At 70.9% G+C, this 23,688-nt stretch carries 21 protein-coding genes; 11 read left to right on the forward strand and 10 right to left on the reverse strand.

All coding sequences use genetic code 11. The features are described from left to right. Nucleotides 1–93: 93 nt before the first annotated feature. Both E1288_RS20445 and E1288_RS20450 read left to right on the forward strand, forming a co-directional pair. A complete protein-coding gene (locus E1288_RS20445) occupies nucleotides 94–2,589 on the forward strand; it encodes an FtsK/SpoIIIE family DNA translocase (protein WP_207954451.1) in 2,496 nt (831 codons plus the stop codon). A gap of 218 nt (nucleotides 2,590–2,807) precedes the next feature. Next, nucleotides 2,808–4,088 carry a sialidase family protein gene (locus tag E1288_RS20450; RefSeq protein WP_132487438.1) on the forward strand — a complete coding sequence of 427 codons (1,281 nt, stop codon included), beginning with the start codon at nucleotides 2,808–2,810 and terminating at the stop codon, nucleotides 4,086–4,088. Between the two features lie 127 nt (nucleotides 4,089–4,215). Here the strand turns inward: E1288_RS20450 and E1288_RS20455 are convergent, their stop codons facing one another. The 4 genes from E1288_RS20455 to E1288_RS20470 all read right to left on the reverse strand — a co-directional run bounded on the left by E1288_RS20455 (nucleotide 4,216) and on the right by E1288_RS20470 (nucleotide 7,344). Continuing rightward, nucleotides 4,216–5,430, reverse strand: coding sequence for an alpha-hydroxy acid oxidase (locus E1288_RS20455; RefSeq protein ID WP_132487440.1), 1,215 nt, complete (start codon nucleotides 5,428–5,430; stop codon nucleotides 4,216–4,218). Nucleotides 5,431–5,561: 131 nt separating this feature from the next. Then, nucleotides 5,562–6,131 carry a phospholipase gene (locus tag E1288_RS20460; protein WP_132487442.1) on the reverse strand — a complete coding sequence of 190 codons (570 nt, stop codon included), beginning with the start codon at nucleotides 6,129–6,131 and terminating at the stop codon, nucleotides 5,562–5,564. A 121-nt stretch (nucleotides 6,132–6,252) separates the two neighbouring features. Further along, complete coding sequence (locus E1288_RS20465) at nucleotides 6,253–6,786, reverse strand: amino-acid N-acetyltransferase (RefSeq protein WP_132487444.1); 534 nt, start codon at nucleotides 6,784–6,786, stop codon at nucleotides 6,253–6,255. Nucleotides 6,787–6,837: 51 nt separating this feature from the next. Next, the gene (locus E1288_RS20470; RefSeq protein WP_132487446.1) at nucleotides 6,838–7,344 is read right to left on the reverse strand and encodes an amino-acid N-acetyltransferase; all 507 of its coding nucleotides are present in this window, start codon (nucleotides 7,342–7,344) and stop codon (nucleotides 6,838–6,840) included. A 127-nt stretch (nucleotides 7,345–7,471) separates the two neighbouring features. On the opposite strand from E1288_RS20470, the gene rimO reads away from it, so the two are divergent. The 7 genes from rimO to E1288_RS20505 all read left to right on the forward strand — a co-directional run bounded on the left by rimO (nucleotide 7,472) and on the right by E1288_RS20505 (nucleotide 14,254). Next, a complete protein-coding gene (rimO, locus tag E1288_RS20475) occupies nucleotides 7,472–8,908 on the forward strand; it encodes a 30S ribosomal protein S12 methylthiotransferase RimO (RefSeq protein WP_132487448.1) in 1,437 nt (478 codons plus the stop codon). Further along, complete coding sequence (gene pgsA, locus E1288_RS20480) at nucleotides 8,905–9,534, forward strand: CDP-diacylglycerol--glycerol-3-phosphate 3-phosphatidyltransferase (protein ID WP_132487450.1); 630 nt, start codon at nucleotides 8,905–8,907, stop codon at nucleotides 9,532–9,534. Before rimO ends, pgsA begins: the two co-directional genes overlap by 4 nt. Then, nucleotides 9,531–10,022 carry a CinA family protein gene (locus tag E1288_RS20485; protein ID WP_132487452.1) on the forward strand — a complete coding sequence of 164 codons (492 nt, stop codon included), beginning with the start codon at nucleotides 9,531–9,533 and terminating at the stop codon, nucleotides 10,020–10,022. Before pgsA ends, E1288_RS20485 begins: the two co-directional genes overlap by 4 nt. A 170-nt stretch (nucleotides 10,023–10,192) precedes the next feature. Further along, complete coding sequence (locus tag E1288_RS20490; RefSeq protein ID WP_132487453.1) at nucleotides 10,193–10,666, forward strand: helix-turn-helix domain-containing protein; 474 nt, start codon at nucleotides 10,193–10,195, stop codon at nucleotides 10,664–10,666. 459 nt (nucleotides 10,667–11,125) lie between these two features. Then, the gene (locus E1288_RS20495; RefSeq protein WP_132487454.1) at nucleotides 11,126–11,962 is read left to right on the forward strand and encodes a PspA/IM30 family protein; all 837 of its coding nucleotides are present in this window, start codon (nucleotides 11,126–11,128) and stop codon (nucleotides 11,960–11,962) included. An 11-nt stretch (nucleotides 11,963–11,973) separates the two neighbouring features. Continuing rightward, complete coding sequence (gene pspM / locus E1288_RS20500) at nucleotides 11,974–12,819, forward strand: phage shock envelope stress response protein PspM (RefSeq protein WP_132487456.1); 846 nt, start codon at nucleotides 11,974–11,976, stop codon at nucleotides 12,817–12,819. Between the two features lie 157 nt (nucleotides 12,820–12,976). Then, the gene (locus tag E1288_RS20505) at nucleotides 12,977–14,254 is read left to right on the forward strand and encodes a uracil-xanthine permease family protein (RefSeq protein WP_132487490.1); all 1,278 of its coding nucleotides are present in this window, start codon (nucleotides 12,977–12,979) and stop codon (nucleotides 14,252–14,254) included. 265 nt (nucleotides 14,255–14,519) lie between these two features. On the opposite strand, the gene E1288_RS20510 is transcribed toward E1288_RS20505, so the two are convergent. Genes E1288_RS20510 through E1288_RS20520 form a run of 3 tightly spaced genes read right to left on the reverse strand, consistent with a single transcriptional unit; the run spans nucleotide 14,520 to nucleotide 16,775 of the window. Beyond that, a complete protein-coding gene (locus tag E1288_RS20510) occupies nucleotides 14,520–15,299 on the reverse strand; it encodes an Fpg/Nei family DNA glycosylase (RefSeq protein ID WP_132487458.1) in 780 nt (259 codons plus the stop codon). Between the two features lie 7 nt (nucleotides 15,300–15,306). After that, the gene (locus tag E1288_RS20515; RefSeq protein ID WP_132487460.1) at nucleotides 15,307–15,942 is read right to left on the reverse strand and encodes a LysE family translocator; all 636 of its coding nucleotides are present in this window, start codon (nucleotides 15,940–15,942) and stop codon (nucleotides 15,307–15,309) included. Next, nucleotides 15,939–16,775, reverse strand: a complete 837-nt coding sequence (locus tag E1288_RS20520) for a ParA family protein (protein WP_132487462.1) — start codon at nucleotides 16,773–16,775, stop codon at nucleotides 15,939–15,941. The genes E1288_RS20515 and E1288_RS20520 overlap by 4 nt, the downstream gene beginning before the upstream one ends. A gap of 163 nt (nucleotides 16,776–16,938) precedes the next feature. On the opposite strand from E1288_RS20520, the gene E1288_RS20525 reads away from it, so the two are divergent. Continuing rightward, complete coding sequence (locus E1288_RS20525; RefSeq protein WP_132487464.1) at nucleotides 16,939–17,670, forward strand: class I SAM-dependent methyltransferase; 732 nt, start codon at nucleotides 16,939–16,941, stop codon at nucleotides 17,668–17,670. A 230-nt stretch (nucleotides 17,671–17,900) separates the two neighbouring features. Beyond that, nucleotides 17,901–18,320 carry a DUF3040 domain-containing protein gene (locus E1288_RS20530; RefSeq protein ID WP_093261617.1) on the forward strand — a complete coding sequence of 140 codons (420 nt, stop codon included), beginning with the start codon at nucleotides 17,901–17,903 and terminating at the stop codon, nucleotides 18,318–18,320. Between the two features lie 284 nt (nucleotides 18,321–18,604). Here E1288_RS20530 and E1288_RS20535 read toward each other — a convergent pair whose 3' ends face one another. Genes E1288_RS20535 through E1288_RS20545 form a run of 3 tightly spaced genes read right to left on the reverse strand, consistent with a single transcriptional unit; the run spans nucleotide 18,605 to nucleotide 23,108 of the window. Next, nucleotides 18,605–20,854: a transglutaminase family protein gene (locus E1288_RS20535; protein ID WP_207954452.1), complete on the reverse strand. Its 2,250-nt coding sequence runs from the start codon at nucleotides 20,852–20,854 to the stop codon at nucleotides 18,605–18,607. After that, the gene (locus E1288_RS20540; protein WP_132487466.1) at nucleotides 20,851–22,104 is read right to left on the reverse strand and encodes a DUF58 domain-containing protein; all 1,254 of its coding nucleotides are present in this window, start codon (nucleotides 22,102–22,104) and stop codon (nucleotides 20,851–20,853) included. Before E1288_RS20540 ends, E1288_RS20535 begins: the two co-directional genes overlap by 4 nt. Before the next feature lie 2 nt (nucleotides 22,105–22,106). Then, a complete protein-coding gene (locus E1288_RS20545; RefSeq protein ID WP_397529418.1) occupies nucleotides 22,107–23,108 on the reverse strand; it encodes an AAA family ATPase in 1,002 nt (333 codons plus the stop codon). Nucleotides 23,109–23,688: the final 580 nt, after the last annotated feature.

Consider the following 23,688-nt stretch of genomic DNA (forward strand, 5'->3'; position numbering starts at 1 on the left):
CGCCGGTTGGAGCGTATTGCCCGAAAAACGGCCGAGCTGCGATCTCCCGTGGCTGGTGTGACGCGCGAGGCGGGTGGAGATACCGTGTGGGGCATGGCGAGCCGGACATCGAACGGGGGACGGGGCTCGTCGCGTGGCAAAAGCGCGACCAAGAGTAACGGCTCCGCCGCCAGGAGTGGCGGATCGGGCAGGTCGGGCACCACGCGGAAGAGCACCGGGAGCGCCAAGCCCCGCCCCGGATCGACGCACGCACCCCGCAGACCAGCACCGAAGCGATCCGCCAGGACGAGTTCCAAGGGCGGCGGGAGCATCGCGCGCGGCGTCGGGAGCGTGGTCCGGGCGGTGGGCAAGACCAAGGAACTCGACCCCGCGCACCGGCGCGACGGGTTGGCGCTGATCTTCCTCGCGACCGCGGTGATCGCCGCCGCCGGCGTCTGGTGGCAGGCCGGCGGCCCGGTCGGGCACTGGTTCGACTGGGCGCTGCGCTCGGTCATCGGCGTGGCGGCCGTGGTGCTGCCGATCGTGCTGCTGGTCACCGCCGTGCTCCTGATGCGTACCGAGACCAGCGCTGAGGCACGGCCCCGCGTGGTGATCGGGGCGATGCTGCTGATCTTCACCACGCTCGGCGTCCTGCACATCGTGTCCGGCGCCCCGCTCGATCCCGAGAAGTGGGCGAACGCCGGCGGGGCCCTGGGCTTCGTCGCCGGCGGCCCGCTCGCGCAAGGGCTCACCGGCTGGGTCGCGGCGCCGGTGCTGGTGCTGATCGGGCTGTTCGGACTGCTCGTGCTCACCGGCACGCCGGTGCGCGAGGTGGCGGCCCGGTTGCGCGGTCTCGGGCAGGAGGCCGAGGCGGCCCGCCCGGCGGCTGCCGCCACCAAGGATCTGGAGGCAGATCCCGCTTCGGTCAAGCTGCGTCGGCCGTCCCGCCGTCGCCAGGCGGCGATGTCCGACGAGGACCGGCAGCTGTCGCTGGAGGACGTGCCCGAAGAGCAGCCCAAGCCCGCCAAGGCGAAGGCCGCCGCGGTGCCCGCCAAACCGGTCGCCGAAGCCGCCGAGGAGAAGCCGAAGAAGAGCAGCAAGCCGCAGATCAGCCGCAGCGTCGAAGGCGACTACCAGTTGCCGCCGCTGGACGTGCTCACCGACGGCGACCCGCCGAAGAGCCGCAGCCGCGCCAACGACGCCATGATCGAGGCGATCACCGCGGTGCTGGAGCAGTTCAACATCGACGCCCAGGTCACCGGCTTCACCCGGGGGCCGACCGTGACCCGCTACGAGGTCGAGCTCGGCCCCGGCGTGAAGGTCGAGAAGATCACCGCGCTGACCAAGAACATCGCCTACGCCGCCGCGACCGACAACGTCCGGCTGCTGGCGCCGATCCCGGGCAAGTCCGCGGTGGGCATCGAGGTGCCCAACAGCGACCGGGAGATGGTGCGGCTGGGCGACGTCCTGCGCTCCGCCGAGGCGGGCAAGGACAGCCACCCGCTGGTGATGGGGCTGGGCAAGGACATCGAAGGCCACATGGTCACCGCGAACCTGGCGAAGATGCCGCACCTGCTGGTGGCCGGCTCGACCGGGTCCGGTAAGTCCAGCTTCGTCAACTCGATGCTGGTGTCGCTGCTCGCGCGGGCCACCCCGCAGGAGGTCAGGATGATCCTGATCGACCCGAAGATGGTGGAGCTGACGCCGTACGAGGGCATCCCGCACCTGATCACGCCCATCATCACCCAGCCGAAGAAGGCCGCCGCCGCGCTGGCCTGGCTGGTGGAGGAGATGGAGCAGCGCTACCAGGACATGCAGGCCAACCGGGTGCGCCACATCGACGACTTCAACCGGAAGGTCTCCTCGGGCGAGATCACCGCGCCGCTGGGCAGCGAACGCGAGTACCGGCCGTACCCGTACATCCTGGCCATCGTCGACGAGCTCGCCGACCTGATGATGACCGCACCGCGCGACGTCGAGGACGCCATCGTGCGGATCACCCAGAAGGCGCGGGCCGCCGGCATCCATCTGGTGCTGGCGACCCAGCGCCCGTCGGTGGACGTGGTGACGGGCCTGATCAAGACGAACGTGCCGTCGCGGCTGGCGTTCGCGACGTCGTCGCTGACCGATTCGCGGGTCATCCTGGACCAGCCGGGTGCCGAGAAGCTGATCGGCATGGGCGATGCGCTGTACCTGCCGATGGGGGCGTCCCGGCCGGTCCGGGTGCAGGGCTCGTTCGTCGGTGACGACGAGATCCACCGCATCGTCTCGTACACCAAGGACCAGGCCGACCCGGAGTACACCGACGGCGTCACGGCGGCGAAGGCGGGCGAGAAGAAGGAAGTCGACTCCGACATCGGTGACGACCTCGACGTCCTGCTGCAGGCCACCGAACTGGTGGTGACCAGCCAGTTCGGCTCCACCTCGATGTTGCAGCGCAAGCTGCGGGTCGGGTTCGCCAAGGCCGGCCGGCTCATGGACCTGCTGGAATCGCGCGGCGTCGTCGGGCCGTCGGAGGGTTCGAAGGCGCGCGAGGTGCTGGTCAAACCGGACGAGCTGGAGAACACGCTGTTCTCGATCCGCGGCGGGCCGCCACCGGATGCCGAGTGATAACGGCAACGTCCCCGCATCTCCTGGATGCGGGGACGTTGCCGTTATCCGCGTTTTAACCGGCATTTTCTCGGCCGGTTCTGCCGGGTTAGTACTGCTCCGTTTGCGCTTCCCAGATTGCGCTGAACGGAATTGTTCGAAGGGTTGATCTCCCGGTTCCTTGCGATAGTGTCCCGCCCGCTGACGGTTTATCCGCCGCGATTTCGAAGGGCTCTCGCATGGTCGTCCGGAAAGTCCGCGCCTGGTTATCGGTGTTGTTCGCCGCGTTGCTGCTGGTGGTGGGATTTCAGCAGATCGCGGCTGGTGTCCCGGCCGGTGGGCAGGATGTGGCGCCGTCCGATGTGGACAAGGGTGAGCTGTTGCGCACCGGCGGCAGCAGCTATCCGCGAATGGTGCGGTTGCAGCACTCCGGCCTGGCAGACGGGCGCGTGCTGGCCAGCATGACGACCTATGTGGACCGCGCCGGTTTCGCGGTCATCTACGAAAGCCGCGACGACGGCGAGACGTTCCGGCAGATCGGCGAGATCCGCGACCCGGAGGGCGCGGACGCGAAGGGCATGTGCTGCTCGACGTTGTACGAGTTGCCGCGGCAGGTCGGCGACATGCCCGCCGGAACCCTGCTGTGGGCGGGCACCGCCGGCGTCGGCGCGGACCCGGAGGAGCGGCACAGCAGCATCCGGGTGTGGCGCAGCGACGACCACGGGCGAACCTGGAGCTTCCTGTCGACCATCGTGCAGGCGCCGGTCGGGCCGGGCGTGTGGGAGCCCGAGTTCACGGTGTCCGCGCAGGGCGATCTGGTCGCGTTCTATTCCGACGACGGCGATCCGAAGCACGACCAGAAGATGGTCCAGGTGCGTTCCGCGGACGGTCGCAATTGGACCGATCTGCGGGAAACGCTGAAGAACGACAAGTTCACGGTGCGTCCCGGGATGTCCGGGATCCGGCAGCTGCCGGACGGCACGTATGTGATGGTCTACGAGGTCTGCAACTACGATCCGGTGCACATCTGCACGGTGTGGATGCGGACCTCGGCCGACGGCTGGGATTTCGGCGACCCGTATGACCTGGGCACGGAAATCGTGTCGGAAACCGGCGGGCAGCCGCTGGGCACGCCGACGATCGCGTGGGCGCCGGGGCCCGGCCCGAACGGCCGGCTGGTGCTGGCCTACCAGATGCTCGGCGGCGACAACGGCGGTTGGGCGCCGGGCAACGGGCGCACGCTGATGGTCAACGACAACCCGTCCGACCTGGCACGGGGATGGCGGGAGATCCCGTCACCGGTGCAGCTCAGCTACAACAAGGGCAGCGTCTGCCGCAACTTCAGCCCGACCGTGTTGCCGACGTCGGACGGGAAGTCGCTCATCCACATCACGACGGACTTCGAGAAGTACATCGGCGGACCGTGCGAGGCGTTCCACGCGACGGGCCCGATCGACGCGACGGCCGGAACGGCGAGCAGCCACGACGTCAAGCCGTTGGACCCGCGCCCCGGCCGCTGACGGTACGCGATTTCAATGGAAATCAGAGGTCCGATTTCCATTGAAATTGCGGGAGTTGTCCACAGTCGTCGGCGTGTCGTGGTTCGACACGCCGACGGTACGCAATTTCCATGGAAATCGCGGGGGATCAGCGGCGGAGTGTGGCGTGGGTGGTGTTGAGGTCGTCGATCGCGTGGACTCCCAGCAGTTGGAGGGTCCGGACGATCTCGGCGCGGAGGATGTCCACCGTCTTCTGGACGCCGCGTTCGCCGCCCGCCATCAGGCCGTACAGGTAGGCCCGGCCGATCAGGCACGAGTCCGCTCCGAGCGCGATCGCCGCGACGATGTCGGCTCCGCTGACGATGCCGGTGTCCAGCAGGATCTCGGCCCGGCCGCCGATGGCCTCGCGGACCGACGGCAGCAGTTCCAGCATCGTCGGGGCCCGGTCGAGCTGCCGCCCGCCGTGGTTGGACAGCACCACCGCGTTGGCACCCCGCTCGACCACGCGCCGGGCGTCGTCGGCGTTCTGGATGCCCTTGACGATCAGCGGCCCCTGCCACAGCTCCCGCAGCCACTCCAGGTCCGCGAGGTTCAGCGACGGGTCGAACATCGAGTTGATCAGTTCCTGCACGGTGCCGGACCAGTGCTTGAAGGTGGCGAACGACAGCGGCTCGGTGGTGAGCAGGTTGAACCACCACGCCGGGTGCATCGCGCCGTCGGCGATGGTCTTGAGCGTCAGCTCCGGCGGGATCGTCAGGCCGTTGCGGGCGTCGCGCAGGCGCGCGCCGCCGACCGGCGTGTCGACGGTGAGCATCAGCGCTTCGTAGCCGGCGTCCTGGGCGCGCTGCACCAGTTCTCGGCTGGCCTCGCGGTCGCGCCAGAGGTAGAGCTGGAACCACTTGCGGGAGTTCGGCGCAGCCGCGGCCACGTCCTCGATCGAGGTGGTGCCCATTGTGGACAGCGCATAGGGGATGCCCGCGCGGTCCGCGACGCGGGCCACCGCGGGCTCGCCCTCGTGGTTCATCATGCGCGTGAAACCGGTGGGGGCGAAGGAGAACGGCAGCTCGGAGTGGCTGCCGAGCACCGTCCTGCTGGTGTCCACCTTGGACACGTCCTGCAGCACGGAGGGGCGGAACTCGACGTTGCGGAAGGCCTGCCGGGCGCGGCGCAGGCTGATCTCGGCCTCGGCGGCGCCGTCGGTGTAGTCGAACACGGCGCGGGGCGTCCGGCGGCGGGCGATGGCCCGCAGGTCGGCGATCGAGTGGGCGGCCGATAGGCGCCGCTCGGTCGTGTTCAGCTGCGGGGGCTTGACCCGCAGCAGCGGACGCAGTTCGGACCAGCGCGGAAGTTGCCGCTTGACCATTCGTGTTCCCTTCTCGCCGTGCGCCGGGGCGCGAAGGGCACATTACCTTTTCGTGGCGGTGGGAAAACCCGGCGAATACGGGGGAGGGCGCGTCCCGCTCGGACGCGCCCTCCGCCGATCGCGCTCGGTGCTCAGCCGTTCGCGCCGAGCCGCACGACCTCGCCCGTGGCGTTGACCGCGTGGTACTCCAGCAGCGACCCGGTGCCGGAGAGCACCGGCTTGACCTGCGCCAGTTCGACGGCTTCGGCGGTCGAACCGCTCGTCGCGCCGAACTCGCGCACCGCGTAGTAGTAGATGTTCGCGGTGCCCTTGCAGACCACGTCGCTGCCGCAGACCGAGTACATGTCGGCCTTGAAGTTGTCGTCGACCTTCTTGCGGTCGTCCTCGCCGAACCGGTCCTGCCTCTTGTAGTTGCGGTAGCCGAAGTCGTGTCGCTCGCAGCTGGTGCGGAACTTGTAGCCCAGCGGCTTGTCCGGCGACATCGAACAGCCGTCGGAGGACCAGTCGAGCTGATCCGCGTGGGGCTGTTCGGCGCGGGTTTCGGTGAATACGTCGAGGGAGAACTCGTACAGGTACTCGTCGGTCACCGCCCGCAGCTGGGTCTGGCTGAGGTCGGCGTGCGCGGTACCGGCGGTGAGCAACAGCGCACCGGTTGCCGCGGCGCAGGTGAAGAAGCCACGGCGAGCAGGGGAACGTTCCACGGCTGGTCTCCTCGGAGCCGAACGGATCACTCCCCGTGTTATAGCTGTTGCAGATGGTGTTCGCGGGACGTTCGGGCATCCGGCACGAGAACGATGACCCCGAATTCGACCGGTCGGGGCGCTATCGGTCGAGTTCGAGGAGCATCCGGGTGTTACCGAGCGTGTTCGGTTTGATGTTGGCGAGGTCGAGGAACTCCGCCACACCCGCGTCGACGGAGCGGCGCATCTCCTCGTAGACGTCCGGGCTGACCGGGGCGCCGTCGATGGTGCGGAAGCCGTGGCGGCCGAAGAACTCGGTTTCGAAGGTCAGCACGAACACCCGGGACAGGCCCAGCTCGCGCGCGAGGTCGACGAGCTGGTGCACGAGGCGGTGGCCGATGCCGTGGCCCTTCGCCGCCGGATCCACCGCGACCGTGCGGATCTCGGCGAGGTCTTCCCAGAGCACGTGCAGCGCGCCGCAGCCGACGACGCTGCCGGTGCCGTCCGGCTCGGCGCGCTCGGCGACCCAGAACTCCTGGATGTCCTCGTAGAGGGTGACGAGTTCTTTGGCCAGCAGCACTTCGCCCGCGTAGGCGTCGACCAGGGACTTGATCGTCCGCACGTCGGCGATGCGTGCCCGTCGAATCGTTATCGCCGATGACGCATAGTCATTCATGCGAGCATCGTAGCGCCGCGATCCTGGCGTGGCATGCGCATTCTCCGCGCGTCACGAGCCCAGCCGCAGCAGCATGCGCGTGTTGCCGAGGGTGTTCGGCTTCGCGTGCGTGAGGTCCAGGAACTGCGCCACGCCTTCGTCCGGCGAGCGGCGGATCTCGTCGTAGACGTCCGGTGGGACCGGGGTGTCCGCGATCGGCAGGAAGCCGTGGCGGCCGAAGAACTCGGTCTCGAAGGTCAGCACGAAGATCCGGGACAGGCCCAGCTCGCCGGCGGCGGTGACCAGGCTGGCGACGAGCGCGTGGCCGATGCCGCGGCCCTTGGCCATCGGATCGACGGCGACGGTGCGGATCTCGGCGAGGTCTTCCCAGAGCACGTGCAGTGCGCCGCAGCCGACGATCCGGCCTGCCTGTTCGGCGACCCAGAACTCCTGGATGTCCTCGTAGAGCGTGACGAGTTCCTTGCCCAGCACCACTTTTCCCGCGTAGTGGTCGATCAACGCCTTGATCGCGCGGGCGTCGCGGACTCGGGCCGGGCGCACCTCGACGAGAGCTGTCATGTTAGGCAAGCCTAACCAGTCGTGGGTTCGAATAGTCGAATGGCGTCCGTAATCTTGACCACGGCCCGGGTTTTCGCCCGACGGGCTCGTGCGCAGGGGGCGGCGGTCGGGACGTTACGCTCCTCGCATGTCAACCGAGCAAAGTCACCGCCGAGTCGCCATGGTCACGCTCGGTTGCGCCCGCAACGAGGTCGATTCGGAAGAACTCGCCGGCAACCTGCACGGTCGCGGCTGGGAGCTCGTCGACGCCGACGACGCCGACGTCGTGGTGGTCAACACCTGCGGCTTCGTCGAATCGGCGAAGAAGGACTCCGTCGACACGCTGCTCGCCGCCGCCGACACCGGCGCGAAGGTCGTCGCCGTCGGCTGCATGGCCGAGCGCTACGGCGCCGAGCTCGCCGAGCACATGCCCGAGGCCGACGCGGTGCTCGGCTTCGACCACTACGCCGAGCTCGCCGACCGGCTCGACGACGTCGTCGCCGGGCAAGCCATCCAGTCGCACCAGCCGCGGGACCGGCGCAAGATGCTGCCGATCACCCCGGTCGCCCGGCCCGCCGCGGCCGCGGACGTCTCGGTGCCCGGGCACGGCTGGGTCCCGGCCGCCCGCGCGGTGGCGCGCCGCCGGCTCGACGACTCGCCGGTCGCCGCGTTGAAGCTGGCGTCGGGCTGCGACCGGCGCTGCTCGTTCTGCGCCATCCCGTCGTTCCGCGGTTCCTTCCTGTCCCGGCCGCCGGAGGAGATCCTGGGCGAGGCCGCCTGGCTGGCCGAGCACGGCGCGAAGGAACTGTTCCTGGTCAGCGAGAACTCCACCTCCTACGGCAAGGACATGGCCGACGCGCGGGCGCTGGAGGTGCTGCTGCCGAAGCTCGCCGCCATCGGCGGCGTCGACCGGGTGCGGGTGTCCTACCTGCAGCCCGCCGAGACCCGTCCCGGCCTGGTGCGGGCCATCGCCACCACGCCCGGTGTCGCGCCGTACTTCGACCTGTCGTTCCAGCACTCCAGCGAGTCGGTGCTGCGCCGGATGCGCCGGTTCGGCTCCACCGAGTCGTTCCTGGCGCTCATCGAGCAGATCCGCGAGCTCGCCCCGGGGGCGGGCATCCGCAGCAACGTCATCGTCGGCTTCCCCGGCGAGACCGAGGAAGACTTCGCCGAGCTGCAGGACTTCCTCACCCGGGCGCGGCTGGACGCCATCGGCGTGTTCGGCTACTCCGACGAGGACGGCACCGAGGCCGCCGGCTTCGACGGCAAGATCGACCCGGACGTCGTCGACGAGCGCGTCGAGAAGCTCTCCGACCTCGTCGACGAGCTGATCGCGCAGCGCGCCGAGGACCGCATCGGCACCGAGGTGCGGGTCCTCGTCGAGCGCGTCAGCGACGAGGAGTGCGCCGGCCGCGCCGAGCACCAGGGACCGGAGGTGGACGGAGAATGCCTCGTCACCGATCCTGGAGAGGTCAACGTGGGTGATGTGCTGCTCTGCCAGGTGGTGGACAGCGAAGGCGTGGACCTCGTGGTGCGCCCGATCGACAGCACGCCCGCGCAGAACAGGTCCGGGGAGCAGCCATGACGGCCGATGGCGCGACGTCCGACTCCGCAGCGGCGAACCCGACCGGGGCGCGGTCCGAACCTGTGCCGCTGGTCAACATCGCCAACATCCTGACCGTTTCCCGGCTCGCGCTGGTGCCGGTCTTCCTCGTCGCGCTGTTCTGGGGGGACGGGCACGACACGCTGTGGCGGTGGATCGCCACGGCGGTGTTCGCGATCGCCTCCATCACCGACCGCATCGACGGCGACCTGGCCCGCAAGCGCGGCCTGGTCACCGACTTCGGCAAGGTCGCCGACCCCATCGCGGACAAGGCGCTGACCGGCGCCGCGCTGGTCGGGCTGAGCCTCCTCGGAGACCTCGGCTGGTGGGTCACCTGGGTGATCATCGGCCGCGAGGTCGCCGTCACGCTGCTGCGGTTCTGGGTGATCCGGCACGGCGTCATCGCGGCCAGCCGCGGCGGCAAGGTCAAGACGCTGCTGCAGGCCCTCGCCATCGGCTTCTACCTGCTGCCGCTCGGCGCCTGGGCCGACGTGCCGCGCTGGATCGTGATGGGCGCGGCGCTGGTCGCCACGGTCGTGACCGGGCTCGACTACGTCGTGCGCGCGGTGCGGCTGCGCGCCGCCGGCCGGGCCAAGGTCGGCGCGTGATCGTCGATCAGATCGGGTTGTCGTTATCGCAGGTCGCGGCCTTGCTCGAGGCATTGCGGCGGCGCGGCGAGACGGTCGCGACCGCGGAATCGTTGACGGCCGGCCTGGTGTCCGCCGTGCTGACCGACGTGCCCGGGGCCAGCGACGTGGTCCGCGGCGGGCTGATCGTCTACGCGACCGATCTGAAGGCGGAGCTGGCCGGGGTCGATCGCGAACTGCTCGCGGCGCACGGCGCGGTGCACCCGCGGGTCGCGGAGATGCTCGCGGACGGCGCCCGGCGGCGCTGCGGCGCGGACTGGGGCATCGGGCTGACCGGCGTGGCCGGGCCCGACCCGCAGGACGGGGTGGCGCCGGGCACTGTGCACCTCGGGTTCGCCGGGCCGGATGGCACGACGGTGCGGTCGGTGCGCCTCGACGGCGATCGGCACGCCGTGCGGGCTGCGGCCGTTCGGGTGGCGCTGGAACACTTCGCGGGTCTGCTGCGTTGATTCAACGGGGCGCTGTGCGCTGGCAGAAGGCCGCGCCCGGGAACGGTCACCGTGCGTTCGCCCTCGGCGGACTTGTGGACGATCGTTCTCGTTCGGGCCCTCGGATGAGTAACGTAGGTGGCGTTCACGCGTGGTGCACGCGGTAGGCGACGAAGGAAGGGAGGCGCGCGATGACCGTATTGTTGCGGGAGGCGGTCGGTGAACGACTGCGCCGCGCCCGGACCGCACAGTCTCGGACCTTGCGGGACGTTTCGCGCGCTGCCCGGGTGAGTCTCGGATATCTCTCCGAGGTGGAACGGGGCCGCAAGGAGGCGTCCAGCGAGCTGCTCGCCTCGATCTGCGGCGCCCTGGACCTGCCGCTGCCGGAACTCCTGGTCACCGTGGCCGGCGACCTCGACGAGACGCTGGTGGTGCCGTCGGTCGTGGAGCAGGCCACGTCGGCGGAGATCGACGGCGGCCGCCTGGTGCCCAGCCTGATCGGCACCGAGCTCTCCGACGCCGAACTGGCCAAGCAGCAGCTGGCCGGCGCCGAAGCCAGCGCGGACGCGGAACCGCGCGCCTGCGCGGACCGGCTGCAGCCCATGCTCAGCCAGCGGATCAGCGCCCCGGTGCGCAAGCCAGGCGGCGTCGTGGTGGCGGCGTAATGACTGTTTCCTTAACTCGTTGCGTGGCGGTGCGGGTGGCGGCCCCCCTGCGGGAATTACGGTCGTCTTCTCGCTGTGGGATCCCCGACATCATGAATGCCAATTCACCACGTCGGGGCTGTCCTCGCGAGAAGACGCCTGAGAACCCGCGGCGGTGCCGGTTGCGTAGGTGGGCTAAGCGGCTGCGCCGCTTCAAAGACAGAACCGAGAGGCTGTGTTCGTGAGTGCCGGAGCGGGTATATGCCCGTTTCGGCACTCACGACCGTTTTCGGGGCCCGGTGGCCGGGCGGTGGCGGCTTTCTGGTTCGATCTTGGGTCGTAGCTCCGGGTAAATCCCGGAGAACTACCGTGTTTGGTGGAAGCCGACACGACTACCTGACACGATGGAACCAGCGGGCACGCCCGGTGCGGTCGTGTCGGCATGGGGCAGCCGAGCACAGAAGAAGGCAGGCGGAGGAGATGGCCAACCCGTTCGTGAAGGCCTGGAAGTACTTCATGGCGGCGTTCTCGTCGAAGGTCGATGAGCACGCGGACCCGAAAGTGCAGATCCAGCAGGCCATCGAGGAAGCCCAGAAGCAGCACCAGAGCCTCTCCCAGCAGGCCGCTTCCGTGATCGGCAACCAGCGCCAGCTGGAGATGAAGCTGAACCGGCAGCTCGGCGAGGTCGAGAAGCTGCAGGCGTCGGCGAAGCAGGCGTTGGTGATGGCCGACCAGGCGCGCGCCAACGGCGACGAGGCGACCGCGCAGAGGTACGAGGAGACCGCCACCCAGCTGGCCAGCCAGCTGGTCACCGCGGAGCAGGGCGTCGAAGACCTCAAGACGCTGCACGACCAGTCGCTGGGCGCCGCCGAGCAGGCGAAGCAGGCGGTGGAGCGCAACGCGCAGATCCTGCAGCAGAAGATCGCTGAGCGCACCAAGCTGCTCAGCCAGCTGGAGCAGGCCAAGATGCAGGAGCAGGTCTCCTCGTCGATGCGGCAGATGACCGAGATCTCCGCGCCAGGCAACACGCCTTCGCTGGAAGAGGTCCGGGACAAGATCGAGCGCCGGTACACCACCGCGCTGGGCGAGGCGGAGCTGGCGCAGAACAGCGTGCAGGGCCGGATGCTGGAGGTCCAGCAGGCGTCCATCGACGCCGCCGGCGCCAGCCGGCTCGCGCAGCTGCGCGCCTCGATGGGCACCGGGCAGCAGCAGGTGACGGGCGGACAGCAGCAGCAGATCACCGGCGGTTCGCAGGCTGCCGGTGAGCCGGCGACCCAGCCCCAGCAACAGCAGAATCCGCAAGCCGGCCAAGCCTGAGCGAGCGAGGCGTGAAGTCCCGCAAGCAGGAACTGGCGCAGTTGGGCGAGGCCGCGCTGGAACAGTTGCGCGGCCCGGTCCTCTCCGAGGTGCGGCGCAAGTTCGCCAACTGGCGCGATCCGCGCGCCCGGCTGCTGCGGCAGCGCAAGCGGACGAAGCGGACGGCCGTGGGCAGCGCGGCCTCGGCCGGCGTGTTCGGCGCCGGAGCGGTCACCTCGGCGTCCCTGCCGGAGATGTGGGCCGCGCTGGGCGACATGGGATGGTTGCTGCAGTACGCGAGCACCACGGGCCTCGGCGGCATCGCCGTCATTAGCGGTGTGGGCGCGGTCAAGGTGGGACTGAAGTACCGGCGGCTCATGCGGACGCCGCTGCCCGAGCCGCAGCCGGAACCCGCGGCGCTGCCCTCGCAGGGCTCGGAGGCGCGGGTTCCGATGCAGCGGTTGCGCGATGCGGAGCAGAGCCTGCGTCATGCGTTGGCGCAGCTGACGTCGGCGGGCGCGGGCAGCGCCGCAGCCGACGCGCGGGCCACCGCGGACATCGCGGCGGCGGAGCTGCGGCGCGTCGCGGAGCGGATCGTTGCCGTGGAGGCGGCGATTCCGCACGCGCCGGAGACGCAGAAGGCCGCGTTGCGGGCTGATGTGCAGCGGTTGCGCGAGGAGCTGGACGAGGGCCTCGACGGTTACGGCGGTCTGGTCGCCGCCGCGGGGCGGGCCGTGGCCGCCAGCGGTGCTTCGGAGCAGAAGTACCTGATGCAGGACGCCACCGATCGGCTGGCCGGGCTCGCCGCCGGTTTGCGGGAGATCTTCGGGCCGGACGGGCCCAGCGCGGACCCGCAGCGCCGATCCGGCCAGGACTGACGCGACACGCCGGGCCGATATCACTGCTGGTAGTCGACGTTTTCGTCGATCCGCCGAGCGGTTGGCTTGATTGTGTGATGCGAAATAGTAATCTTCCCTTTGTCATCACATGCCGTGGCAGGGCCTCGCCCGACCGGGCGGCTCGGGGGAGGACGATGTGGCGTTGTGGACCGTGCACGGCAACGGTCGACGCCTGGTGCGCGATGCCGTGGTGGCCTCCGAGGAGCGGCTCAGCTGGCCGCTGACCATCGGATTCGGGCTGCAGCACCTCCTGGCGATGTTCGGCACCACGACGCTCGTGCCGCTGCTGACCGGCTTCCCGCTGACGACCACGCTGCTGCTCTCCGGCGTCGGCACCCTGCTGTTCCTGCTGCTCACCCGGAACCGGGTGCCCACCTACCTCGGCGCGTCGGTGGCCTTCGTGGTGCCGTTGGGCGCTGCCGCGGGCGAGGCCGGTGCGAGCCCGGCCGCCCTGCTCGGCGGGATCGTGGCGGTCGGCCTGGTGGTGATGGCCGTCGGCGTGGCGGTCAAGGCGCTGGGCGTGCGGTTGCTGGAGTCCGCGATGCCGCCCGTGGTGACGGGCGCGGTCGTGCTGATGATCGGGCTCAGCCTCGCGCCGCAGTCGGTGTCCTGGTTCAGCGAGCAGCGCGTGCCCGCGGCGCTGACGCTCGGCACGATCGTGCTGCTCACGGTCCTCAGCCGGGGCATGGCCGGGCGGGCCGCGGTGCTGATCGGGGTGCTGGTCGGGTGGGTCTACGCCGTGCTGGCCGGGGACCTCGTCCCGGAGCGGCTCGACGAGCTGGCCGCCGCGCCCTGGTTCGGGCTGCCCCAGCTGATCGCCCCGCAGGCGCACATCTCGGTGATGCCGTTCGTGCTGCCGCTGGTGATCGTGCTGGTCGCCGAGCACGTCGCGCACCTCAAGGCGGTCGCCGCGATGAGCGGCCGCGACCTCGACCCGTACGTCGGGGACGCGCTGATCAGCGGCGGCCTGGCCACCACGCTGGCCGGCTCGGCGGGCGGGTCGGCGCTGAGCAGCTACGCGGCGAACATCGGGGTGATGGCCGCGACGCGGGTGTACTCGACGGCGGCCTGCCTGGTCGCCGCGGTGGGCGCGATCGTGCTGTCGTTCTCGCCCAAGCTCGGCGCCCTGATCAACACGATTCCGCTCGGTGTGCTCGGTGGCGCGACGCTGGTGCTCTTCGGGCTGCTGGCGCTGGTCGGGGCGCGGATCTGGCTGGACGCCGCGGTGGACTTCGCGGATCCGGTGAACCTGGTGGTGATGGGCACCGCGGTGATCGCCGGTGTCGGCAACCTGACGCTGCAGGTGGGGGAGCTCCGGATCACGGGCCTGGTGTGGGGCTCGGTCGGCATCGTGCTGGTCTACCCGATCCTGCGGAGCCTCGCCGACGCCCGCGACGCGACCGCCGAAAGCTGACGCCCTAACCCGCGAATCCTTGGGCGCTGCAGAAGCTGTTTTGTATGCGGTGGTGTGGGGTGCGGTAGGGCGGGTTTTGAAGCGGCGCAGCCGCTTAGCCCACCCTCGCAACTCGCACCGCCGCGGGTTCTCAGGGGTCTTCTCGCGAGGACAGCCCCGATGCGGCGTATTTGGTCATACGTAAGTCGGGGATCCCACAGCGAGAAGGCCTCTGAGGTTCCGCTACCCGCACCGCCACGCAGAACGAGCCTGGAAACACCCTCTGTCAGGGTTGGCAGCGGGGGCAGTGGTAGGTGACGCGCGCTTCGACGTCGTCGCCCTGGGTGCCGCGGCGGACCGGGCCGCCGCAGCGCAGGCAGGTGCGCCGGTCGTAGACCCAGTGCTGGGTGCCGCGCCGCAGGCTCTTGGTGGTGGACTGCTCGGGGTGCCAGGCGTTGCGCAGCAGCAGTTCCCGGCACAGCCGCACCGCGCGTGCCGCGTCGATCTCCGCGACGGGCGTCCACGGCGAGCGGCCCAGCAGGAAGCACACTTCCGTCTTGTAGATGTTGCCGACCCCGGCCATCACGGTCTGGTCCAGCAGTGCCCGGCCGAGTTCCCGGTCCGGCTCGGCGGTAAGCCGCCGGATCGCCTCGGCCGCGTGCCCGTCGTCCCACGCCGGATCGAGCAGGTCCGGCCCGAGGTGCCCGATCAGCTCGGATTCCGCCGAGGTCGGCAGCCAGCGGAGGTCGTGCAGGTTGAACCCGACCGCCACCCGGTCGGCCGTGCCCAGGACAGCCCGGGCCTGGTGCGCCGGCCGCCGCCACCTGGTGCCGGGGGAGTAGAGGTGCCAGGCGCCGTCCATGCGCAGGTGGTTGTGCAGGGTGTGGCCGTCGTCGAAGCGGATCAGCAGGTGTTTGCCCGCCGGGCGCACCTCGCGCACCCGCCGGCCATTGAGATCCAATGTGGACAGACGAGGGTGCCGCAGTTCGCCACGGGTCAGGACCTGCCCGGCCAGCGCCTCGTGCAGCCGGTGGCAGGTGAGGAAGACCGTGTCGCCTTCGGGCAGGGCTCGCTCACCCCTCGGCTGCCAGCTTCAGGCCCAGGCCGATCAGCACCGTCGCGGTGATCCGGTCCAGCCAGGCGCGAACCCGCTGCCGCTGGAACAGCGCGCGGGCCCGGCCGGCGAGCCACACCAGCGCGGTGGACCACAGCAGCCCGATGGAGATGTGCGTCGCCACGAGCAGCGGGCCCCAGGCGAACGCCGCCGCCCCGGGCGGCAGGAACTGCGGCAGCAGGCTGACGTAGAACACACCCACCTTGGGGTTGAGCAGGTTCGTGACCATCCCGGAGCGCAGCGCGCCGAAAGCGGTCAGCGCCACCGGCTCGACCGGGACGTCGTCGGCCTGCTGGACCCTGTTGCGGGGCAACGACTTCCACAGCGCCGAGCCGCCCAGCCAGAGCAGGTAGGCGGCGCCCGCCACCCGCACTATGTCGTAGGCCACCTGGGAGGCGGTGAGCAGCGCGGTCAGGCCCGCGATGCTCGCCGTTCCCCAGATCAGGCAGCCGAGGTTGATGCCGAGGAACGTCGCCACCCCGACGCGGCGCCCGCCGAGCAGCGAATGCCGCAGGATCAGCATCGTGTCCAGGCCGGGCGTCAGGACGCCGATCAGCGCGACGAAGACGAACGTCAGGAACAACGTCGTGGTCATTCGGCATCGTCCAGCAACTCGTCATCCTCCGGTTCGGCTCGGCGCGGACGGCCGGCTCGCAACGTGCGGGCCAGCACCAGGTTGAACGCCAGCGCGACCTCCCGCGCTCCCGGCGTGCCCCACTGGTGGATCGGCATGCACGCCCCTTGCGCCTGCTGCACGGCCAGCCGATCGGGCAGCGCGACCGGCAGCACCAGCGGGCCGAAGATGTCCCGCAGCTCGTCGATGCGGAACTGGTGCTCGTGGGAGCGCGGCCGAACCCGGTTGACGATGACGCCGAGCGGCTGCAAGTCCGGGTTGGTCGACTGGCGCTCGGCCTGCACCGCCTCGAACGCCCGCTGCACGCCGGAGACCGCGAAGATCGTCGGCTCGGTGACCAGCAGTGCGCGATCGGCGGCGATCAACGCGGAGCGGGTCAGCCGCCCCAGCGACGGCGGGCAGTCCAGCAGCACCAGCTGGTACGGCAGCTCGCCGTCGGCGATCAGGCCGTCCAATTCGGACAGTGCCGTGGTGAGGCGGGACAGGTGTTCGCCGTCGCCGTGCTGGCCGTTGTGGCTCTCGGCGTCCTCGGAACCGACCAGGACGTCGACCTCTTCGCCCCAGGAACTGCCGGTCACCGCCGCCCGCAGCACCTCCGGGCTCGGATCGGCCAGGACGTCGCTGAGACCCTTGGTGGTCTCCTCCGGCTCCAGGCACGCGGTCGCGTTGCACTGCGGATCGAGGTCGACGACCAACGTCCGAACCCCGCGGCGCATGGCGGCCGAGGCAAGCCCGAGCACCACGGTCGTCTTGCCCACGCCACCCTTGAGACTCAGCACTGCCACCGTCTGCACGGTCGTAGCCTACGGAACCGGGGACCGTCCCAGAACTGCTCCCTGAAACTTGATCAACGTCGGTGGTGCGGGTGGCGGAACGGGTTCTGCGGAATGCCGCCAGGGATCCGCCGATCCGCACTCCGGTGAAACCCGCCCGCGATCCCGCATTACGCTGCTCACCATGAGATCCGACGCCGTCCACCAGGTGCTGGAAGCCGAACTCGACGCTGCGCGGCGGCGACGCGGCGGGCGCCCGCCGCGGGTGCTCGACGTCGGTGGCGGTAGCGGCGTGTGGGCCGTGCCGTTGGCTTCCGCGGGCTGCTCGGTGACGGTGGTCGATCCGAGCCCGAACGCGCTGGCGATGCTCCAGCGCCGGGCCGTCGACGCCGGGGTGGCCGACCAGATCACCCCGCTGCAGGGCGACACCGACGCGCTGGCGGCGTTCAGTCCGGAAGGCGGCGCCGATCTCGTGCTGGCGCACGGGCTTCTGGAGGTCGTCGACGACGTCGAAGCGGCGGTGGCGGCGCTGGCCGCGGCCACCGCACCCGGCGGCGCGGTGTCGGTGCTGGCCGCCAACCGGTACGCAGCGGTCCTGGGCTGGGCGCTGGCCGGCCGGCTAGCCGAGGCGTTGCAGCTGATCCAGGACCCGAACGGGCGGCTCGACGAGGCATCGGACACCCTGCAGCGTCGGTTCGACACCGACGGCCTGCGCGAGGCCCTGACGGGTGCCGGATTGGCCGTGGAGCTCATCCAGGGCCAAGGCGTGCTCAGCGACCTGGTGCCCGGCTCGGCGCTGGACAACAACCCCCGGGCGGCCGACACGATGGCCGAGCTGGAGCGGGCGGCGGCACGCCGAGCACCGCTGCGCGACATCGCGACCCGCCTACACGCCATCGCGCGCCGACCGGCCTGACGTCGCCGTTTCCGCCAGGCGTGGCGGCGGGGCGCGGATCGATCACTGCCCCGAGGGGATGATGTCGGCAACCTCGCACAGTTCCGGTGCCGGGACCGGGTAGTACTCGCGTGCCGGGAACCGTATCCTCAGGGGTGACGCCCCCAAGCGTTCGCCGGTCCCCAGCCTGTGTGGGCAAGAGTCCACCGGGTCTCCGGCGCCACTGAGAGACCTGTGCCGGAGGAGGAGTCATGCCACTCTCCGAGCACGAGCAGCGACAGCTCGAACAAATCGAGCGCGCGCTCTACGCCGAGGACCCCAAGTTCGCCTCCACCGTGCGCGGAGGACGGCTGCATCGCCCATCCAGACGCCGGCGGCTGCAGGGCATCGCCGTCTTCGTCCTGGGGTTGGCCCTGCTGGTAATCGGTGCGGTGATCCCGGCCCTCAGGCCGGCCGACATCCCCGTGTTGAGCGTGGTCGGCTTCCTCGTGATGTTCGGCGGAGCAGTGATCGTCCTGTCCGCGTTGCGCGGTGGCGGGGACGACATCGAATCGGGACTGGAGAACGGCGGTGGTGGTCGGCCGAAGCGGGGCGCAGACCGCAGCAAGCCCGGACGCAGCTCCTTCACGCAGCGCATGGAGGAGCGTTTCCGCAAACGCTTCGATCAATAGCGGCTGATCGACCCGGAGATCGCCGTCGGTTCTGCTCCACTGAGCGGAACCGGCGGCGATCTCCGCTATGCGCCCGCTTTCATCCGTGACCTGATCCCGGGCCAGGCACTGGGATTCGCGGTGATTTCGCGCGAAATCGCCGTTCTCCACGCCTGCCGGTTGGCGATTTCGCGCGAAATCGCCACCCCCGCGCCACCGGCTTCGTCACGGCAGCGGCAGATGCCTTCCCGAACGGGCGCTGCGGTAGCGCAAAGGTTCCCGGTCGGGCTGCACGTTGGTCCGGATCAGCGGTTGGCCTGGCGGAGTTCCAGGACTGAGCGGGGGAACAGGCGCGAGCGCCAGTCCAGCGGTGCCGTGCGGCGGAGGCTGTCCAGGACGCCGCGCAGCGTCTCCGGGAGCGTCGCCTCCGGCTCCTGCCCCGGTGGTGCGTACCACTCCCGCTCCACCGCCACCACCAGCGCTCGCATCGCCTTGGCACCGGACTCGTCCAGGCTGTGGCGCTCGATCAGCCCCGTCGCGACCCGGCGCGCCGTATCGGCGGCCGCCGGCCGCGTTCCCCGGTCCTGGAACTCGTCCAGCACCTCCCGCCACGCCATCCCCGCGGCGCCCTCCGCACCTTCGGCGACCGCGCGCAGCCGTCGCCTCCGGCGGATCTCCCGCACCACGGCCGGCGCCGCGAGCAGCACCGATCCCAGCACCAGGACGCCGATCACGACCGGCCACGGGTTCGAGCTCTCCGCCTCGCGCGGTGCCCGGGGGGTGCCGACGTCCGCGCCGTCCGGGTGCTCCGAACCGGGCACCGAGCCGGCGGTGGGCAGCGTGCTCGGCTGGGGCTGGCCGGGCTGCGGCGCCGGTTGCTGAGCCTGGTTCAACTCGCCGTCGAGGAACTCCGGCAGCGCGGCCCGGCCGTCGCTCAGCGGCGTCGGGTCGAAGGTCTGCCAGCCCCAGCCGGGGAAGTACGCCTCGACCCAGGCGTGCGCGTCCTCGGTGGTGATCACCCGCTCGTCGCCGTCGCGGTAGCCGGGGGTGAAGCCGATCGCCACCCGGGACGGGATGCCGACCGAGCGCAGCAGCACCGCCATCGACGAGGCGTACTGCTCGCAGAACCCGCGCTTGCCGCGGAACAGGAAGTCGGACAGGGCGTCGCCGCCGGTCGACGGGGCCGTCTGCAGGTCGTAGCGGAAGCCGTTGGCCGGGTCGGTGAAGTAGCGGTTGAGCGCGACCGCCTTGTCGAAGTCGGTGGGCGCGTTCGCGGTGAGCCGCCTGGCCAGGTCGGCGACCTGGGGCGGGATTCCCGCGGTGTCCAGGTAGGCGGGCGCGATCGGCGCCGGGCCGTGGGCCTGGCGCAGCTGGTCCGGCGTCGGCCGCTGGACGAGCAGCTGCTCGACGTAGGGGCGGCTTTCCTGGTTGGTCTGGGTGAACACGATCCCGGCGGCCGGGTCGTAGCGCCAGTTCGTGCCCATCCCCGAGACGAACAGCGGGACGCCGAACACCGGCAGCCACGGGTCGCGGTAGCCGATCGGCTGGATCTCGACCCGCTCGTAGTCGCCGAGCATGATGTCCGTGCCGTCGGGCAGCGCGAGCTTGGCGTTGGCCTCGACGCCCTGGGTGAGGCCCTCCAGCTCCCAGCCGCGCTCCGGGTCGAACTTCCGCAGCGTCATCGCCCGCAGGTAGGTGTCCTGCCGCAGGCCGCGGACCCGGAACAGCTCGACGACGCGGTCCCGGTTGAGCTGGCCGCGCAGCGAGGTGAACGGCTGCAGCCCGATGCCGTCGGTGCCGCTGAACTGCTCCGGCACGGATCCCGGCAGCCGGCCCTCGGTGCCGACGCCGGTGAACACCACGCCCGTGAGCACCGCGATCACCCCGGCGGTTCCGGCGATCGTGGCGGTGGAGCGGCCGAACACGGTGTGCGCGACCTGGTTGCGGTCCTCCTGCCGCCGCCACCTGCGGTGCTGGCCGCCCGAGGCCAGCAGCACGGCGTAGCCCAGCGCGCCGGCGGTGAAGGCCCACCACGGCAGCATGTTGTCGGCCAGCGACGCCGGGACGGCGAACACGCACAGCAGCACCAGCCCGGCCACCGCCGGGCTGCGGTAGGTCACCACGATGACGTCGACCGCCAGCGCGACCAGCCCCATGCCGAGGCAGACCATCAACTGCAGCGCCGGTTCGGCGGGTACCGGCGGCACCCCGGTCCGCACCAGGTCACCGGACTCGGCCAGCAAGCGGCCGAGCTCCCCGAGGGCCGCCGGGCCGGGCAGCACGCCGAGCACCGCGCTCTCGGCGAATTGCGCGGTCAGGACCACCAGCAGGCCGAACAGCTGCGCGAGCACGGTCAGCGGCAGCGACCACCGGACCCGGCGGCACAGCGCCCCGATGACCGCGACGGCCAGCACGGTGACCATCGCGGGGAAGACCCACCGGCTGTCGGCCAGCACCCCGGCGAACGCCGTCGACGCGCACAGCACGGCCAGCGCCGCGGCCGCGGTCGCCACCAACGACATGTCGATGGCCGCCGTCATCCGGTTCGCGGTCACGTCGCGACCTCCGATTCCGGTGCGGTCGTCTCCCGGCAGAGCCGCTGCCAGACGTCGGAGATCGCGACCCCCGGGCCGTCCACGACGACCACCGTCCAGCCGGCCGCGCGCAGCCGCCGGGCGGTCTGCTGCGGGTCGAAACCGCCGCCGTTCTCCCCGTTCCAGGCGCCGACGTCGAGCAGCAGCGCGAGGCTTCGAGTCTCTTGTGGACGGAGCTTTGTCAGCTCGGCGACCGCCGCGGTGGTCGTCTCGCCGAGCACCGCGATGAGCTCCTGCCCGCTGCCCGGGTCGCGGGTGGCCACCAGGTCGCGCTGCGGCGAACTGCGCACCGCGGCCAGCGCGTCCAGCACCGCGTCGTCGTCGTGCCCGCCGTCGGACGGCCCGGCGCCGCCGGTCAGCACCTGCCCGTCCTCGGTGACCAGCCGGACCTGCTGGCCGCTCTGGTGCAGGTGCAGGCAGATGCTGGCCGCCGCGGAGATCGCCCACTCGACGCTGCTGCGCGCGCCGCTGCCCCGGTGGGCTGCCGAGCGCCGGTCCAGCAGCACCGTGACGCCGCCGTGCCAGGGCCGTTCTTCGACCCGCACCATCAGCTCGTCGCGGCGCGCGGTGGACTTCCAGTGCACCCGCCGGATGTCGTCGCCGTGCCGGTACTGCCGCACCATCGTGTCGTCATCGCCGTGCCCGGAGCGCAGGCGGGTCGTGCCGTCGTCGCCGGTGCCCAGTCCGGAACCGGCGGGCAGCCCGGTGAGCCGGAACACACTCGGCACCGCCACCAGCCGGTTGCGGCCGGCGAGTTCCCGTTCGAACTCGGAGAGCCCGAAGGGATCGTTGATCCGGGTGCGCAGCGGCCCGATGTGGTGAATGCCGCGCAGCGTGGGCGTCACCGAGTACTCCAGGATCGTGCCGCCGTGCCGGGGCGCCGCGTCCAGCCGGAACCGCGGCCGCCCGCCGAGCGCGTGCGGGGTGTTGTCCTCCAGCACCAGCCCGTCGACCGGGAGCCGGCCGCTGCCGGTGACGTGCAGCTGGACGCTTGCCTCGGTGCCGACCGGGACACGTGGCTGCACCACCTGCCGCCGGGCCGCGATGCCGAACCGGGTGCGGCTGGCGAGCACCAGCGCCAGCAGCGGCAGCGCGATCACGAACGCCGACACCCGCAGGAGGTCCCGCTCGTCCAGCACGAGCGCGCAGATGCCGGCGGCCACGCCCGCCGCCAGCAGGCAGCGCCCGCGGATGGTCAGCCCCGAGAGCACGACTACCTGCGTTCGCCGTCGCTGTCGCCGCGCGGCACCGGGATCCGGTTGAGCAGCTGCCGCACCAGGTCCGTTGCCGAGCGGCGCGACGCGCGGGCCTCGCTGGTCAGCACCAGCCGGTGGGCCAGCACCGGGACGGCGATCGCCTGCACGTCGTCGGGGACGACGAACTCACGACCGGACAGCGCGGCCTGCGCGCGGGCCGCGCGGACCAGCTGCAGGGTCGAGCGGGGCGAGGCGCCCAGCCGCAGCTCGGGCAGCTGGCGCGTCGCCGTCACCAGGTCGATCGCGTAGCGGCGGATCTCGGTGGACAGGTGCACCCGGCGCACGGCCCGCAACAAGGCCTGCACCTCGCCGCCGTCGGCGACGGGGCGCAGGTCGCGCAGCGGGTCGTGCCCGGCGTGCTCGTCCACCATCGCCAGCTCCGCCTTGGCGTCCGGGTAGCCGATCGACACCCGGGTCGTGAAGCGGTCGCGCTGCGCCTCGGGGAGGGCGTAGGTGCCTTCCATCTCGATCGGGTTCTGGGTGGCGATCACCATGAACGGCGCGCTGAGCCGGTAGGTCTCGCCGTCGACGGTGACCTGGTTCTCCTCCATGCACTCCAGCAGCGCCGACTGGGTCTTCGGCGAGGCCCGGTTGATCTCGTCGCCGACGACGATGTTGGCGAACACCGGGCCGGGCCGGAACTCGAAGGACTCGGTCTGCCGGTTGTAGATGGACACGCCGGTGATGTCGCTGGGCAGCAGGTCCGGGGTGAACTGGATCCGGCTCACCGAGCAGTCGATGGACCGGGCCAGGGCCTTGGCCAGCGAGGTCTTGCCGACCCCGGGCACGTCCTCGACGAGCAGGTGGCCCTCGGCGAGCATGGTGACCAGCGCCACCCGCACCACCTCGGGCTTGCCCACCAGGACCTGCTCGACGTTGGCGGCGATGCGCTGGATGGTGCCGTGCAGCCGGTCGATGCTCGGTGCGGGCTCGGTGCCGGCCGGCGCGGCGCCGGACAGCTGGGCTTCAGGCGTCACGCCACCTCCTGCGTGTTGCGGCGCGGCAGCACGCCGGAACGGTCGCGCATGCGAACCTCCAAAGTCTGCGGCCGGCGGGCGGTCGTCGCGGTCCGCGCCGGCATCGCCCGGCAAAGCGGAAACGATCACCTGATCGAGACCGGCGGGCACGTGCAGTGTGCCAAACCGGCGGTGCCCGGCGGGACACCCGCACCGAACCTCGCCGCGGGCGGCGGACCGCCTCGCCCCACTTCGCCCCACCGCGCTCGCGCCACCGGTCGGCCACCGGTGCCCGGTCGGGCGGTTCCCGAGCATAACCGCGCGTCCCGACGGGTTGATCAAGGTCGGGCGGGCGAAACCCCCCACTTCACCGCCACGCTGTGCTACCAGCGCAAACGGGGCCAATCCTGCCGGGGGAACCGGGGCAACTCGTGTTGACGGTGGAGTGAAGTGGGGTAGTGTGGGGGAAGGTGGGGCAAACGGGGGTCCTGCTGCTTGAAGTAGGCACTGCTTCAGGTGGGGCACTGCTTCAGGTGGGCACTGCTTCCGATGGCCATAGGGTTTTGGCGACCAGCGGGAGCAG

Origin of the sequence: Saccharopolyspora elongata (genome assembly GCF_004348985.1) — a bacterium.
GTDB classification, from domain to species: domain Bacteria; phylum Actinomycetota; class Actinomycetes; order Mycobacteriales; family Pseudonocardiaceae; genus Saccharopolyspora; species Saccharopolyspora elongata.